Here is a 16,368-nt window from a genome sequence, read left to right as displayed (position 1 = left end):
CCAGCAGCGCTACAGATGCGCGAAATAAGCCTGCGAACTATAGCCCGTCTATGTGAGCAGGCTTATGACAAAGCAGATGTGGTGTTGCTGGATAGTTACGTTGATTCTTTATAAGGGACTCGGAAAATACCACATCGACTGCATAACAAAGGAGTGGGCAATGAAAAATACTCAATACACCGTCGGGCTACTGCAACTCGCCTTTTCTGCTGACCCTGACGACAATTTACAAAAAACCCTCTCCTGGGTAGCAAAAGCAGCGCACCAAGGCGCTCAGGTTATTTGCCTACCGGAACTTTATCGGTCCCAATATTTTTGCCAAAAGGAAGATTCATTTCTCTTCGATCTTGCCGAACCCATCCCCGGACCATCAACCACGGCATTTCAAAAGACGGCCAAGGATTTAGGAGTTGCAATCGTGGTGCCCCTGTTTGAAAAACGGGCTCCGGGCCTGTATCACAACAGCGTAGTGATGATCGATGCCAGCGGCAACAACTTAGGGGTCTACCGCAAGATGCACATCCCGGATGACCCTGGCTATTACGAAAAATACTATTTCACGCCGGGCGATCTGGGCTTCAAAGCCTTTGAGACTAAATTCGGCATGATCGGCACCTTGATCTGCTGGGATCAGTGGTATCCGGAAGCGGCCAGGCTGACGGCCCTGCAAGGGGCCTCTGTCCTGATGTACCCAACGGCAATCGGCTGGCATCCGGCAGAAAGAGAGCGATACGGGACAGAACAGCGAGACTCGTGGATAACCATCCAGCGCTCACACGCCATTGCCAATGGCGTGTATGTCGCAGCCGCCAACCGTATCGGCCTGGAGCAACCGCTTGCCGATGGCGAGGGCATTCAATTCTGGGGATCTTCCTTTATCTGCGACCCCCAGGGGGTCATCCTTGCACAAGCCTCGACCGATCAAGAAGAGATCCTCTTAGCGGAGGTCGACATGCGCCACCTAGAGACGATCAGGAGAAACTGGCCCTTCTTGCGGGACAGGCGAATTGACGCCTACGATGGAATTACCAAACGATTCCTGGACGCATAACCATGAGCACCCCTCGCTACCGTTTACCTGCCGAATGGGAACCTCATAAGTCAACAATCCTCTGCTGGCCGCATCAAAAAGCGGATTGGCCCGGAAAATTCATGCCTATCCCCTGGGTCTACACCGAGATCATCAAAAACATTGCGTCGTCGGATGAATTAGTCCGGATTATTGTTCAATCAGCACAAGACAAAACCAAGGCCCAACGATGCCTTAAACGCGCTGATGTTGCTCTGGAAAACATAGAATTTATCGTCACCCAAACCGACCGGGGCTGGATGCGTGACTCCTCTCCTTGCTTTGTCAAGCAGGGGCCGGAAACCCTTGCTGTACAATTCACCTTCAATGGCTGGGCCAAATATGACAACTGGCAACTCGACCGGCACATCCCGGCAACCTTGAGCCAGGCCATGAGGGTGGATCTACGCGAAGCGATTTACAATGAACGCATGGTGGTATTGGAAGGTGGCGCCATAGACACCAACGGTTGCGGGACCCTGCTGACCACCATGGAATGCCTGCTTGATAAGACAACCCAAGTGCGGAATCCTGGGTTCAGCACAAGCGACTACGCAACTGTGTTTGCGCGATATCTGGGCATCACCAACGTCATCTGGCTCAATCGGGGAATTGCCGGCGATGACACCCATGGCCATGTTGACGACCTGTGCCGGTTCGTCAATCGAGATACCGTGGTGCTATGCCGCGAGAAAAACCAGACTGACGACAACTACCGTCTGCTGGAGGAGAATTTCGAGCGCTTACAAGACGCTCGCCTCGAAGATGGCGCAAAGCTCAATATCGTCTCCCTGCCAATGCCGAGACCAGTAGTCTTTGAAGGTTTACGCCTACCGGCCAGTTACGCCAACTTCTATATTGCCAACCGGTCAGTCCTGGCGCCAACTTTCAACGATCCCAATGACCGGATAGCACTAACGATATTACAAGACCTCTTCCCTGATCGCCAGGTAGTCGGCATCCATGCCGTCGATCTGGTTTGGGGTCTGGGAACCATTCATTGCCTGAGCCACGAAGAACCGATGTAGTCCTTCCGAGCAAAAGAAAAAGCAGCTACGTTCCTCTCAGGCTATTCCGCCAAAGTGTTTCATAAACTGGATCCGCTCAAAAGCGGCCGGGTTTTCGACCTGGTCACGACTCAACTTCCCCCTGAAATCTTCAATCTTGGCATACGATTTCTCTTCCATCCACTGTTCCAGCCCGTCGAGAAGGACCTTGATCTGGCCAGGACCGTTTTTATAAATTGTGGAAACCACCTGCACCGCCGTAGCCCCGGCAAGCAGCTGTTTGATCAGGCTCTTACTATCATGAATACCGGTCCCAGCGACCAGATCCTTCTCGATTATGCCTGACATCAGGGCAATCCAGCGTAAAGTGTCACAATTTTCCTCAGGAACACTGAAAATATCTGAAGAATTCACTGCCATCCGATCAATGTCAATATCAGGATTATGAAACCGATTAAACAGGACAAATCCACCGACTTCACTCCTCCAGCTCAGCCTGGTCACCAGATTGGCCAGAGATGAGGAATATTTACTCATCTTCAGGGTAATGGGAATAGACAGCGATGACCCGACTCTCTCCATGATGCTGAAGAAGAGATCTTCGTTTTCCTGACATGTTGTTTTGGGATTACTCGGCAGGAGCGAGATATTGAGCTCAAGGGCATCGGCGCCCGCCTGTTCGACAGATTTGGCAAACGAAACCCACTCAGCGCCAGAGACACAGTTAATGCTGGCAATCACTGGAATATCTACAGACTGCTTGGCCTCAGAGATCAACGAGATATACCCCTGAACCGCGCTGCCCCGGGTATATTCACGAACATAATCCCAGGCCTCGGGATAATCGGTATTATAGCTCTCCATATTATTTGAAAGTTCGGCCTGGATTTGCTCCTCAAACAGTGATTTCAACACTACCGCGCCAGCCTGGTTCTCCGCAAGCTCCCTGATCTTCCCAACTGAGCCTGTAAGCCCGCAACTCCCCACTATAATGGGGTTCTTCAACCGCAAACCAAGATATTCCACCGAAAGATCTTTCATATTATTCCACCTGCTGTCAGAGAGTTAACAATTGGGAACGGATCCGTTTCACGGTTTACGGTTGACAGTTAGCGGTAAGCAATCCTACAGAATAGCTGATCACTTACTAATATCATTCATCATCCAACGATTCATGATATCAGTAATTCAGTTAACCGTAAACCGGGAACTGAATCACCGTCAACCCAAGTAATTACCAATAGAGTCGCACCCATAAAACCAAACCTGGGGGGGATACAAGGAACAGACCTAGTCACCCTTGCTGCTCTTGGTCTGTTCCTCGTCAACCAGCTCCTTCACGTCCATGGCGCGGTCAAAATCACCGGCCTGAGCATGGGTGAGCAACAGATCCTTGAGTCCGAAAACCTGTAACCGGCACGCCTGAGTGAAGAGCCGGTTGGCAAGAAGCAAAGAAGCGATCTCCATCTCATGGATCTTTCGGGTCGTCACCGCCTGCATGGTCTCTTTTATGAAGCGGCGATCCGCGGTTTCCACCCGAAGATAGGCCTTAAGCAATTCCCGAACAAATTCCTCCGGGTTTTCCAGGTCAGGCAGCCGATTCAGATCAAGACACAACTCCGACAACCGCTGCCGAAAAATCCGGTACTGGGCCTCAATAAAAACATTATCCGAGGCATCGAACTCGTCCAGATCCCCCCTGATTCCCTTGAAATTCTTCAATGCGTTCATAATATTACGCGAGGCATAGATCTTACGTTCCAATTCCTTGGACTCACCAACCTCCATCTTCTGGCTCTGCAACCGGGTATAGAAAGAGAAGATCTCTGCATGAAGAAGCTTGATATCTTCATACAACTTCTCCTGAATCAGCCTCTTACCGGACTTCATCTCCAGTGGCAACGACTCCCGGAAGATCAGCTTTTCGTCGATCTTAAGGAGGCGCAGCTGATAGAGTTGGCATTCTGAAAGAAGGTGGCGGATCTCCTTGCGTAGCGCCGCATCGGCAGCTTCAACCTCCTCCACCGGAGTATTATTGAGATAGACGGTAAGCACCGTCTTATAATCAGGGAATAGTCCATTTAACAGCCGTGCCAGCAATCCAATAAAGGGGAAAAAAAGTATCACCCCGATGACATTGAACAAAGTATGAAAGAGTGCCAATCCGGTTACCCCTTCAGCATCTCCTGGTAAGATCATCCCCACTAAATTCACCAGCAACGCCAGACCCACGCAAGCGAATATTGCAGTAACTCCATTGAACACCAAATGGCTTACACCTACCCTTTTCTTGGCTTGCGTCCCCCCCATGGCCCCCAGCAGCACGGTAATAGTGGTGCCGACGTTAGCGCCGATAATCAAAGCCGCCCCCATAGTGAAGGTAATCAGTCCGCTATGCAAGGCCGCCAAGGCAATGGCAATGCTGGCGGAACTGGACTGCATCAGGGCCGTCAACACCACTCCAACCAGAACGTAGACCCATATCCCATAATCTGGCAACTGACGAAAATCAAAGCCAGCCGCCAAGTTCTCGACACCGCCTTTCATATAGTCAAGTCCCAGGAAAAGAAAGCCAAAACCAAGCAGCAGACGTGCGACCTGAAAAAAACGTGAGCCGGAGGCGCTAAACACCAGCAACAATCCACCACCAGCAATAAAGGGGAGAGCAAAGCTTTCAATCTTGAGCTTAAACCCCAAGAGAGCGACGATCCAGGCGGTACAGGTAGTGCCGATGTTAGAGCCTAGCATCACCCCAATACCGGTCTCCATGCTCATTACCCCGGCCCCGACAAAGGCCAGCACCATCAACGACACCGCCGAACTACTCTGCAGGATAGCAGTTACCAGGGTGCCGCTACCCACCGCCCGCCAGTTACTCCGAGTCCAAAGAGAGATCATGCGCCGAAAAAACTTCCCGGACAGAGTCTTGACAGCATCCTCCAGCTGGTACATCCCAAAAAGAAACATCCCCAGCCCAGCCAGCAGTTTCCAAAAATCAAAGCCCTCAATTCCCATTACAATTCAGAATCCTCGGTTAAATAACATCATTAGCGTTTGCTAGATCAAAGAATCCCCAATTGAGTACAGGTCGACAATCGATCTCACTTCACCCCCCGCAAATACGCAAGGATTAGGATCTCGACCTGCCATTGACTTTGCAATAATTGAGCGGATGCCGTCATATAAGAAGACAAGATAGCGCCATCGGTGTGGACCGTGATGGCATGACAGTTATAGTTGAGGCAAAACATTGGTTTAAATCGAAGCACACACCCCAGAGGTCCGAGGAAATAACACTCAAAGCCGTCATCCTTCTGGATGTCGAGCCGACAACCAGCCAGAAGATTGATTAACAGGAGTACAGCATCGTTTTCATCAGCCATATAGAGACTGCAACAGCCGCCGCCAGATTTAAGGGCACAACGAGAACAGAGAGGCCCAAGATCCAGAGAAGCCATCTGCTCAGCAAGTAATTGAACCTGGCGCTCCATGGTCGCGAGTCCTTGGCGAATGAGCGGCAGGGCATGAAGAGCCTCGCCATCCTGCTGATGAAGCTGATGAGCCAAAATCAGTTTGGTATTGAAATCGCTATGATACAGCGCTTGGGTCGATGGTATAATTGGCATGGCGCAATCACCTAAAGGAGTTCAATAAAACATATCCGGTTAGATGAAGACCACAACCAGACGAAAGCCGGTGCCCACCCTGAAAAAACTCTTCCGTCAATCACATTCAACTATGAAACTACCACGAACCATTCCCTGAGTAAACAAGACGTTCAGAACTCCTCTCTCCAGTAAACGGCCAAGGTCAATTAACAGCATGAGCATCATGACCATGAGTAAAGTTCGAATGTTCATTATGTTTTCCTCCACTCAGATACTGCACATTAATCATCGGTATCACCTGAATTATTAGGTTTCAATGTTTAACGAGCTGACATGATCTCCCCTTCCACTTTCTACCTCAAGCGCCAGGACCTCCAGCTTTTCCAGCTTATCGATGGTGTATTCCTTGCCTGCCGAGAGATCCAGATGATGAACCTCGACCTCAATTTCGGTGTCAATGATGCAGTTAAAAGAGTTAAAAACCTTGCTATCAACGGCACGATGCTCTTTACAGATGAAGGCAAAATCATTGCCGTAGGCCCTGAAAACAAGAGCTCCAGGAAAACTGGCCAGCAACTCGACGGCAAACTCCTTAAAAAACAGGTCCCCCTTGCTCCAACCGTGGCGTTTATTGTACTCCAACACATTCAGGAGGTGCAGCATATGCAGACATCTATATTGATTCAGGTCCAGGTTATTCAGGATACTCTTCAGGTAATCCTCATTGTACAGCCCTGTCAGCATATCGTTAAAAAAATAGGAGAATCTCTTCTTTTCCAGCTGAGTTACCGGAAGCTGGTTAATCAAAGTTGAAATCTTGGTATCAGCCAACACCTTGACCGCTGCCGTTACCACCTCAGGATGAAACTGGGTCCCGCTCAAGACCTGTAGTTCGGCCAGGGCGTCGGCAATCGTTTTTCTGCCTTTATAAATACGATTGGTAGTCATGGCGTCAAAGGCATCACCGACCGTCATAATTCGGGAGAACAGGGGAATCTCGTCTCCCTTCAGACCGTCCGGGTAGCCTTTGCCATCGTGCCTTTCGTGATGATGGAGGATGATCACGGCTAACTCCTTGTACATCTCTACCTTCGAAAGCATCTCATAACCGGCAGAGGCATGGAGTTTGATCAGGTCATAATCCAGGCTGGTCAGCTTGCCGGGCTTGAGCAGAATGGAATCCGGCGTGGCAATCTTGCCGATGTCATGGAGAATGGCGGCCTTATAGAGCTTCTCTCTCTGGGCGCGCTCAATGCCCATCTCCCTGGCGATTACTTGACAATACTGAGCGACACGTTCGGTATGACCGGCCGTATAGGTATCTCTTTGCTCAATCATGTCGACAAAGGAAAAAATCGTCTCTTCATAATTGGCCGTCCTTTCGGCAATGAGCTTTGTTACCGCCTCCCTTTGCCTGAACGAATCGATAGCAAAACCGATATCACCCGCCAACTCGCCCAACATCTCTTGCTCTTCCGGATCAAAACCCTCTTTCCGCCAAGTGTGAATAGTCAGGATGCCGAGAGGGTGGACAGACGACTGGTGAGCTCGCAAGGGCAGACTGATGACGGCATGAAATCCTTGCCCCTCCTTTGGGTCCCTCCACGGGGTCGAGTCAGGAGTCTCCGCGGTATTTCTGCTGATCAAGGTTCGATTTCCCCTGATGCATTGGGCAGTGAGGCTCAGATAAAAGATATCGCCATCATCGTGCACAGCATAGGGTGGATCAAGGAGAGGTTTACCCGTAGTGTCAGAGGTATAGATGGTTTGGATCATATCGTTTGCCAGCAAGCCGATCCAGCAGAAGCCATAATGGCCGTGTTGCACGAATCTGGCGCATGAACTTTCCAGCAGACTGGCAATGTTTGGTGCAGTAATAAGCAGTTGGTTGATATGGGCAACCGTGGCCAAAATTTCTCGCAAATACCGCTCCTGATCCAAAAGGGTTCCAATCTCATGGGTGCGCTGGCTGACTTTAGCCTCAAGAGTCCTGTTAAAATTTTCCACCTTATCCTTTTCGCGCTTCACCTTCTCTGTTAACAGTCCAACAGGGACGGTGATAAAAAAGAGAAAACTGACCCGCAAGGCAAGATCAGTCCACTCGATATGGGTGATCATGGGAAAGATGCTGATGCCGTAACAAACGGCGGAAAAAACCGCTACCAGCAGCCCAAAGCCAAGACCAAAGTAGATGGTATGCAGACAGATGAGCAGATAGAATCCGAGGAAGAAGCTGCTTTCAAAGTTGGTTTCGGAATGAATCAGATTTGACAGGAAGATCAGATCGAGAAAGAGAGATGCCAGATACACCTTCTTCATCAGGTCTGGCCTGATAAAAATAACCAGGTAGCAAAAGACGCTATAAATAGAAAAAGAAATCAGGGCCTTAACCAGAATGACTTCTTCCCCTTGGGAAAGCGGGGCAATCAAGAGCCAGACAATACCGCCGACAAGACTAAGAACCCTTAACAGCAGAAAAATGAGGTCAACCTCACCGGAGACGCTAGCAACTTTTTTCCACTGTGTCTTAAGGAAAATCAGCTGTTGTATATTAAATTTTTGAAAGACTCGATCCAAGACCCTCATTTAGTTAAATAATATCCCCATGCTCATCAACAAGATCTGGATACAGCTTCTTTGCGCATTCCTGACAAATAGAGTGACTGAATTCTAAAGTCAGAATACTCGCTTACATTAGGATTCAATCTGCTTCCAATATCCGGCGTCATCTCGAATTTTTTTACACGCAGCACAGATAGGAAGGATTCCTTTCAAAGTTGAAATCTCATTAATTATTAAAGGTTCAACGATTATTGCTATAATTCTCATTGATAACAGAAAATGTAAATAAATTTCTCCTGTTTTATCCTTTAAGGGACGGAGAAATTACAAAAGTACTGTTTATCTTTACCGTCATACCAGCATGTCCTTAGCTGGTATCCAGCGCGGAACCTGGATTCCGGCTAAAAACATGCCGGAATGACGAATGTTTCGAGAGCTAATAACCGGTATATCAATAATTGCCGACTCCCTAATTACCACGGAACCAATTGTTTCTTGAATAAAGCTAACCTCAAATCTGGCCCTCAGCCTGTGACAAAACACAGTTCATACTCTCGGCATGGCAGGTGAAAGCGTTCTCTCCCAACTTCCTGCCCCCCCTTAGTTCGATTGCACCGACCCCGGAGTCTGATCGAGACATATCTTGGCAAAAGTCGCAACCACTTGTGGATCAAATTGGGTGCCACTGTGTCGTTCAATCTCGGCCAAGGCTTCCTCCCTGCTCAAGCCTTGGCGGTAAGGACGGTCGGTGGTCATGGCGTCAAAGGTATCGGCCACCGCTATGATTCGAGCAATGAGGGGCAACTCCTCACCCTGCAGGCCTTCGGGGTACCCTTTTCCGTCCAGTCGCTCGTGGTGATGGAGGATGGCGGGCAGGGCGCATAATAGAAAGTTGGCATCGTTAACGATCTTGGCCCCGGCCGTAACATGAGCTTCCATGGTGGCTGTTTCGTCGAGCGTTAATGGCGTTGGTTTGCGCAAAATAGCATCCGAAATCCCGATTTTTCCGACATCGTGAAGGATGGCGCCGATTTCGACCTCGGAGATTCTCGCGTCAGACAGCCCCATGGCCCTGGCAATAGCGATTGAGTAGGTCGCTACCCGTCCGGTATGCCCCCGAGTATAAGAATCCCGGGCATCCAAGGCAGCGGTCAGCGACTTAAGTGCGCCGACATAGCCTTCTTTGATGGTAGTAGTCATAGTGTTGAAGGCATGAGCGAAGGCCTCCAACTCATCCCCGGTAGTGACTTGAGCGATCGCTATGTACTCGCCTGCCACCAACCTGTTAGCAACGGCACGGAGATGATCTACCGGCTTAAGGACCATCTGACGGAGGAACAGATACACAGCGGAAAGAACCAGGCCCATGATCCCCACCCCGGCCAGGATAAAGCTGTTGCGGCTGCGATCCATGGCAGCTAAGGCCTTGTCCATGGGGATAATGACACTCAAGCCGCCACGGACCTCACCAATCCGATACCCTTGATCCTGATGACACTCCAAGCAGGAGGCCGTGATCTGAAGCGGGACGATACGGCAGTAGACAGGCCGGTCACGGTCGAGACGCTGGAAGGCCACGCCATCCTTGCTATTGTCGTAGCCCTGCCGCTCAAAAAATTCAAGGGCCTCTTTTTCGAACTCCAGGGGGGCATTCTCCGGGTTCTTCAGCTTCAAGCTGGTAAGCCGGAAACGATAGAGGCCAGCCTCCTCGGCATATGCAGAGATCTCTCGAGTTACCAGGGCAGGGTTGCGCATCAGGTAGGTTTGACCTTCCTGGTCGACAATATGGGACTTGGGCAGCATGAGGTTCTCGACCTCCCCAGGTCTCTTCATCACGAAGAGTCCACCATGATCAGCAACCCAGGCCCGAGTAATAACCACCTGTAGCAGCAGGGTGCGGGCTTGCTGGTCCACCTGGTCAAGGATGTTCAATCTGGCCAAGGCGTAGGTCCAGAAAAAAAGCCCGCCCAAGCACACAGCCAGAATACTGCCGAGGTAGAGCACAAATTTAAGCCGCAAGGTATGAGGCCGAGGGATAGTCATAATTTTTTCCTAAGGGGAGGGCATGCAACTATGGGAGCTCAGGACTGATGGCACAAGGACAAGTTCTACCACCATCGTAATCTTATCCTAGTTCCTACCAGACCACAAAAGCAACTTCTTTGCGATCTGCTCACATCGGTGATGGGGCACAAAAAAAACCCAGGGCAACGAACCGTACTCGGTTCGTTGCCCTGGGCATATGAAATGATGGTACAGCTTCCTTAGATTATTTCTTTGCTACCGGCGGCGCCATGGCCTCCTCGATCAACTTGATCCCCTTCTGAGACTCGTCAATGGATTTGGTCAACGACTCCCGGGCCATCTCGGGATTATGGAAACCGTCAGAATTTTCAGCAGTCCAATACTCCCAGAGGATGTGGGCGCGCAGGTGTTGATCCTGAGCCTGCTTGATAACGTCCTCGCTGACTCCGGCCTTCTTGGCTTCGACGATCTTGTCGATAAGAGCGGAGAGCCAGAACTCAGACTTACGGAGTTTGCCACGGATAAAAGCTTTGACCGAATCGATAGCGTACTTGGCCTGCTCCTCGGTCCACTCTGAGTGGCATTTCAGACAGGCATCCTTGATCATCACCTTCGGGGTGACAGCGAAGTGTGAAGTATACTCTTTGCCTGAGGCATCGGTCCGTTTCTGGAAGTGACAGTCAGTGCACTGCACCCCGGCCTCGGCGTGCTTGGAGTTATAGAAGCTTTCAGACTCGGGATGCTGTCCCTTCCACAGCAAGCCGCCGGTCTTGGCATGCTTGAAATCCAGGAAATTGATCTGATTGACATAGTGGTCATACAGGCCAAAGACATCTTTATAGGGGAAATGGTTGGTCCGGCGGTCGGCCATTGTCACCTTTTCACCGGTCTTGGTGTCGGTGCCTGGGTTGCAGTTATATTCAACATGGCACTGGCCGCACTGCAGCCGTGAATCGTACTTTTCCAACAGGGCGATCTTTCTGGTGAAGCCACGCTCACCCATCTCCATAACCGTGATTTTAGTCCGGTTCGGGTCCTTGTGCCACAGGGTATCACCCTCTGGCCGGGTCAGGGCTTCGATCAGGCCGTCACGAACGATCCGGGGTCTTGCGGAGTGCGGGTCGTGACACATGAAGCAGTTCAACCCATGATTGACATCCCGGGCAAGATCAACCACGTTTGAGGACCGAGACCACTTGGCCCCCTTGTCCGGATCGCCCATATATGCCCAATCAAGAATCGTATCCTGGGTCTTGCATTGCAGACAGACCGGGTTTGCAGCAGCAGCGCTTTGAGGGATGAAGGCCTTCTGCTCATTGGAATCGGGAGCATTGTCAATTATATAGTCACCGGCCTTTTTACCGCCAGGTTCGGCCACATACTGCCAACCGTTTTTCGGCTGGAACCGACCACCATAGGCTCGATCAACAACCAGATGATCGACCAGCATCCAGGTATGACTGCGGGTCAGAGCATGCTCCTTGGTAAAGCCGTGGCCGGCCATCAACTTGTCCCAGAAAGGGTTTGGGGCACGATTAGTAAGTTGCGACTTCTCATCGCGGGCCGGCCGTAAGTATGAGGTCTCGTTAAAGCTTGTATGTTGGTCCTGGTGACAGGCACCGCAGGCCTCCCAGGAGATATCGGTGCCGGGCCGCGTAGCAGGGGACTGATCCTTGAGGTGGGCATCGAGGCCGGAATGGCAGGCAACACAGTTGACCCCGGCGTGTTTGCTGCCCATGTGCAACGATTTGACGGTATCGTGACACTCATAACAGGTCTCAGCCTTGACCGGGGCCTGGTCGGCAGCCAAGGCAGTCCCCGCTGAGGCGGCCAGCCCCAGGGCAGTCAGCAGGGTAAGTTTCTCGCTCCATGATCGTACTTTTTTCATCTTTTTCTCCTTAATGGTGTTTGGTTGGTGGGTCAGTCCTCACTCTACTCGATGCGGGAAGGCGAACACCTGGAGCAAGTGCCATGCTCCCTGTAGCCGCCTCATCCAGTGTATGAGCAACAATGATGCCATTTGTTAATTCCCCACCTTTTCAGCATGTTAGCAAAATCACTGGGGCAGACTGTTACGGTATGGTATCATTCACATGGCGCTCGCGTTACCGATTGGGAACATCGGCACAACGTGGTAGCAATCGGGCTGATGGCCACGACTCAACGTGGCTGTAGAAAAAAGCGTCATTGCGGTGCAGTAAGTGCTCCAGGTGTGCTTTTTGCAATTCACCGCAGTCCTTGAGCGCTTCATAAAAGAGCAGAATGTGCGTGATGCCGCTACCAAGAATACCCGTCGGACTTTTGCCCCTCGGTTTTCGCTCGGCTGACAGCATAGAAATACCCACGTTACGCCCACGCACTGCCTCAACGTGAGCGTGCCATTTCCTTCAGGAGAGCTATAGTGAAACTCCGCACCAAATTTCTCATCACCCTCGGTCCGGTCTTGCTCATATCTTTTGGCCTCACCTTCCTGCGGACAGCTCATTTCCAGGATGAACTCGTCATTCGCCAAGCAGAACGCCAGGCCAGGATGCTCTCTCAGCAGATTATCCTCACCCGCAAATGGGTGGCCGACCACAACGGACTCTTTATGGTCAAGCTGCCAGGAATGGAGCCTAATCCCTTCCTACCCAGCTCGGAGATCCAGGACAGGGATGGCACTACCTATGTTAAACGCAATCCTGCCATGGTCACCCGCGAACTTTCCGACTACGCCGTAAATTCTGACTTTTGCCGCTTTCGAGTGACCAGCCTGAACCCGGTCAATTCCGACAACACCCCCGACGTTTTCGAGAAAGAGGCCCTTATCGCCTTCGGGAACGGAAACAAAGAGGTGATCAAGGTATTCCCCGCCATCCAAGGCAGGGAACTGCGGTTTATCACTCCGCTGATCGTCGAGAAGAGCTGCCTTGAGTGCCACGGTCAGCACGGCTACAAGATCGGAGATATCCGGGGAGGACTCAGTCTCACCGTGCCCATGGGCTGGGCAGATAAGTCCATTGCCGACAACAACCGCCTGCTCTTCATCATTGCCGTCACCACCATTATTGTTGTCGGCCTGGCGATCTATGGCTTCATGGACTTCTTGGTGGTCAGGCGTTTGACCACCCTCACTACGGCCATGGCCTCCTTCCCCGACAAAGAGAGCGAGTTGACAGGCCCGCACCAGAGCGATGACGAGATTGGCCAGTTGAAGCAAGGATACTCTGATCTGGGCAAGAGGCTGATCGCTTCCCGCGAGGAGCTGGAACGCACCCGGCAGCAGATGTGTCAGGCGGAGAAGATGGCATCCCTGGGACGATTAACGGCCGGGATCGCTCACGAGGTCAATAATCCCTTAGGCGGTATGCGCAACTGCGTTAAAAGCATGAAGGATGCCCCGAACGACTCCGCCCTGCAGACCCGCTACCTCGAACTATTGGATAAGGGTTTGCTACGCATTGAAAAAACGATGCGCCAGCTCTTGAACTTCGGACGACCGGAACCCTTACTGGCCCGTCCGGTGGCGGTAAATGAGGTCATTCGCGAGTGCCTTGACCTCCTGGCCTACCGAATGAAAAATATCGAACTCACGCTAGACCTTACGCTCAGAGGCTCCCAAATCCTGGATGCCGAGGCCATTAAACAAGTGGTCATGAACCTGCTGCTCAATGCCATTCAGGCTATGCCAACAGGCGGCAACCTCCTGGTAAGGACTGTTCAGAAAGAGAGAGAGATTAGCATCATCTTTCAAGATAGCGGGATCGGTATCGCCAAGGAGGAGCAACCCAGGATTTTCGATCCGTTCTATACCACTAAAGAGGTTGGCCAAGGAACAGGACTGGGGCTCTCCATATCCTACGCCCTGGTCACCACAATGGGTGGCAGCATTCACGTGGAGAGCGAACCGTACCAGGGCAGCGCCTTTATCGTCAGCTTACAGGCTCAGGACACCTAAGGTTCTCAGATCACCAAAACAAGTAGGATTTTTTGCAATTTCTTATACTACCCACAAATACACAGGAGCATAGCACATGGCCACCATACTGCTGGCGGAAGACGACGAGATCATGCGAATTACTCTCTACGACCGCCTAAAGTCCCACGGCTGGCAAGTCGATCAGGCAGCCGACGGGAAGGAGGCCTTGGTCCTTATCCGGCAAAAGCCCTATCATGTCGTGGTCTCTGACATCAGGATGCCGGGGATGGACGGAGTACGACTGATGGAGCAGATCAAAGAACTCACGCCAATGACCGACGTTATCCTGATGACCGCCTATGGCCGAGTAGAAGATGCCGTCAATTGTCTCAAGCTTGGGGCTGCAGACTATATCTTAAAACCGTTCGACATGGACGACCTGTGCATCCGAGTCCAACGGCTGCTGGAGGCGCAGAGCATGAAGAACCGCTGTGCCCTGCTGGAAGAGGAAACAGCCGGCCGAACGATTATCGGCAACAGCCCGGCGACCCGGGAGGTACTGGACCTCATCCGCGACGTCGCTGCCACCGACTCTACGGTGCTGGTAACCGGAGAGTCGGGCACTGGCAAGGAATTGGTGGCGACTGCAATTCACACTCAGAGCCGGCGGCGGAACAAACCCTTTATCCGCATCAACTGCGCCGCCATTCCGGAGACGCTTATTGAGTCAGAACTCTTCGGCCATGAGCGAGGGGCCTTTACCGGGGCGGAAACACGAAGGGCTGGCAAATTTGTGCTTGCAGAGGGCGGCTCCCTGCTCTTGGATGAGATCGGCGATATGCCCTTGTCCCTCCAGGTCAAACTCCTCAGGGTGCTACAGGAGAAGGAGGTTGAACCAATAGGTGCAGTGAGACCCATCAGTATCGACGTCCGGATTATCTGCTCTACCGCCATGGATTTGGCCCAGGAGGTGAAATCGGGCACCTTCCGCAAAGACCTGTATTACCGCCTGAACGTTATCCCCATCGAAATCCCCCCCCTGAGGGAGCGAAAAGAGGACATACCGGTGCTCTGCGAGTATTTCCTTAATGAGTTCAGGACCATGCGTCGCGCCAAACTCTCCCTGAGCCCAGAGGCACACGAAGTGTTGCTGCGCTATCAATACCCAGGAAATGTCCGAGAACTGCGTAATATCCTGGAGAGGGTCTCAGTTTTAGCCAAGGGAGAGGTGGTAGAGCGAAAGGACCTGCCCAGAGACATCCTTGAACCGATTGACAACAATCCTGACGAGACCTCGTGTAACCTGGCGATCACTGTGGCCAAAGCAGAACAGGATTGTATTAACAAAGCTCTCCGCCAGAGCGCCGGCAACAAGACCGAAGCCGCCCGCATCTTGGGAATCAGCCGCAAGAATCTTTGGGAAAAGCTCAAGTAGGGGCGCAGGAAGCAGAATGATTCCTACTGACGATGACGCTGATTATCAAAAAGATGCATACCTGTTTGCCCAGAAAAATTTGGGCTCAATCAATCAGCCGGTTCGTATAGAAATTCGGCAGACAGAATCACCTTTATGCATACAGCTATCTTCTGAAATTATGACCCGCTCTTGAAAAGAACGAGCCAGACCTTTGGTGATGCCTTTGGCCACTGAACACATTTTTCTGGGCGATGAATAGAGAACAACAACTTCATCCGGGCTTTTCCTATGACACGTGAGGGATGGCGGGTGGGCGCCAGGATTTTTCAAACGAACAACGCTGTGGATGGTCTCCTCAACGTTTTCTATAACATCCAAGGTCTTCCATTCAGGTTTGATCAATGTCTTGTACATCTCATAAAGCGTAGGAACCAGATGCTCTCCCAAATTTTCCAGCAATTCTGATGATCCGACACCGGTCTTTTGTGAAATGATCTGGCTTAACAGGTTCATCTCACTATCCGGATACTCATTGATCGGGAGATAATGCTTAAAACCGATACCTGTCTCTTTCAAGAGATCTTCCCATACCAGATCATGCTTTTTTACAAATTTCTTCAGTTCTGAAAAGATAATACCGTGCATAAAAGTCCCCCATATCAGCAATTGAAGCTAAGGGACGCGGAAAATACCAATTTACCATAACGCATCCCGGCTTTGGGCCATCTTTGGTCGCGACTCAATCACAAAATCCTCGACGTAGCGCTGCTACGCCTGCGGTT

The 16,368-nt window shown here is 51.3% G+C and carries 11 protein-coding genes; 4 read left to right on the top strand and 7 right to left on the bottom strand.

Features of this window, described 5'->3' with window-relative positions:
* Nucleotides 1–160 precede the first annotated feature (160 nt).
* The gene (locus tag FP815_00135; GenBank protein ID MBA3013349.1) at nucleotides 161–1,051 is read left to right on the top strand and encodes a carbon-nitrogen hydrolase; all 891 of its coding nucleotides are present in this window, start codon (nucleotides 161–163) and stop codon (nucleotides 1,049–1,051) included.
* A gap of 2 nt (nucleotides 1,052–1,053) precedes the next feature.
* A complete protein-coding gene (locus FP815_00130; GenBank protein MBA3013348.1) occupies nucleotides 1,054–2,097 on the top strand; it encodes an agmatine deiminase family protein in 1,044 nt (347 codons plus the stop codon).
* A gap of 36 nt (nucleotides 2,098–2,133) precedes the next feature.
* Here FP815_00130 and FP815_00125 read toward each other — a convergent pair whose 3' ends face one another.
* The 6 genes from FP815_00125 to FP815_00100 all read right to left on the bottom strand — a co-directional run bounded on the left by FP815_00125 (nucleotide 2,134) and on the right by FP815_00100 (nucleotide 12,159).
* On the bottom strand, nucleotides 2,134–3,117 hold the full coding sequence (locus FP815_00125) for a dihydroorotate dehydrogenase-like protein (protein MBA3013347.1): 984 nt from the start codon (nucleotides 3,115–3,117) through the stop codon (nucleotides 2,134–2,136).
* A gap of 249 nt (nucleotides 3,118–3,366) precedes the next feature.
* Entirely contained in the window at nucleotides 3,367–5,085 is a 1,719-nt protein-coding gene (locus tag FP815_00120; protein MBA3013346.1) for a Na/Pi cotransporter family protein, read from the bottom strand.
* A gap of 92 nt (nucleotides 5,086–5,177) precedes the next feature.
* On the bottom strand, nucleotides 5,178–5,702 hold the full coding sequence (locus FP815_00115) for a hypothetical protein (GenBank protein MBA3013345.1): 525 nt from the start codon (nucleotides 5,700–5,702) through the stop codon (nucleotides 5,178–5,180).
* 288 nt (nucleotides 5,703–5,990) lie between these two features.
* Nucleotides 5,991–8,225 carry an HD domain-containing protein gene (locus tag FP815_00110; GenBank protein ID MBA3013344.1) on the bottom strand — a complete coding sequence of 745 codons (2,235 nt, stop codon included), beginning with the start codon at nucleotides 8,223–8,225 and terminating at the stop codon, nucleotides 5,991–5,993.
* 621 nt (nucleotides 8,226–8,846) lie between these two features.
* On the bottom strand, nucleotides 8,847–10,289 hold the full coding sequence (locus FP815_00105; GenBank protein MBA3013343.1) for a DUF3365 domain-containing protein: 1,443 nt from the start codon (nucleotides 10,287–10,289) through the stop codon (nucleotides 8,847–8,849).
* Nucleotides 10,290–10,515: 226 nt separating this feature from the next.
* On the bottom strand, nucleotides 10,516–12,159 hold the full coding sequence (locus tag FP815_00100; GenBank protein ID MBA3013342.1) for an ammonia-forming cytochrome c nitrite reductase subunit c552: 1,644 nt from the start codon (nucleotides 12,157–12,159) through the stop codon (nucleotides 10,516–10,518).
* A gap of 513 nt (nucleotides 12,160–12,672) precedes the next feature.
* Between FP815_00100 and FP815_00095 the strand changes: the two genes are divergently transcribed.
* Nucleotides 12,673–14,208: a DUF3365 domain-containing protein gene (locus FP815_00095; protein MBA3013341.1), complete on the top strand. Its 1,536-nt coding sequence runs from the start codon at nucleotides 12,673–12,675 to the stop codon at nucleotides 14,206–14,208.
* Between the two features lie 76 nt (nucleotides 14,209–14,284).
* Entirely contained in the window at nucleotides 14,285–15,604 is a 1,320-nt protein-coding gene (locus FP815_00090) for a sigma-54-dependent Fis family transcriptional regulator (protein MBA3013340.1), read from the top strand.
* Between the two features lie 93 nt (nucleotides 15,605–15,697).
* Here the strand turns inward: FP815_00090 and FP815_00085 are convergent, their stop codons facing one another.
* Nucleotides 15,698–16,231: a hypothetical protein gene (locus FP815_00085; protein ID MBA3013339.1), complete on the bottom strand. Its 534-nt coding sequence runs from the start codon at nucleotides 16,229–16,231 to the stop codon at nucleotides 15,698–15,700.
* Nucleotides 16,232–16,368: the final 137 nt, after the last annotated feature.

The sequence above is a fragment of the Desulfobulbaceae bacterium genome (genome assembly GCA_013792005.1).
Lineage (GTDB): Bacteria > Desulfobacterota > Desulfobulbia > Desulfobulbales > VMSU01 > VMSU01.
The sequence above is the reverse complement of the archived record's forward strand: the minus strand, read 5'-3'. Positions and strand labels throughout refer to the sequence as shown.

Coding starts and splice junctions, on each gene's coding strand:
- FP815_00135 (MBA3013349.1), top strand. CDS start 161: ATGAAAAATACTCAATACACCGTCGGGCTACTGCAACTCGCCTTTTCT.
- FP815_00130 (MBA3013348.1), top strand. CDS start 1,054: ATGAGCACCCCTCGCTACCGTTTACCTGCCGAATGGGAACCTCATAAG.
- FP815_00125 (MBA3013347.1), bottom strand. CDS start 3,117: ATGAAAGATCTTTCGGTGGAATATCTTGGTTTGCGGTTGAAGAACCCC.
- FP815_00115 (MBA3013345.1), bottom strand. CDS start 5,702: ATGCCAATTATACCATCGACCCAAGCGCTGTATCATAGCGATTTCAAT.
- FP815_00105 (MBA3013343.1), bottom strand. CDS start 10,289: ATGACTATCCCTCGGCCTCATACCTTGCGGCTTAAATTTGTGCTCTAC.
- FP815_00100 (MBA3013342.1), bottom strand. CDS start 12,159: ATGAAAAAAGTACGATCATGGAGCGAGAAACTTACCCTGCTGACTGCC.
- FP815_00090 (MBA3013340.1), top strand. CDS start 14,285: ATGGCCACCATACTGCTGGCGGAAGACGACGAGATCATGCGAATTACT.
- FP815_00085 (MBA3013339.1), bottom strand. CDS start 16,231: ATGCACGGTATTATCTTTTCAGAACTGAAGAAATTTGTAAAAAAGCAT.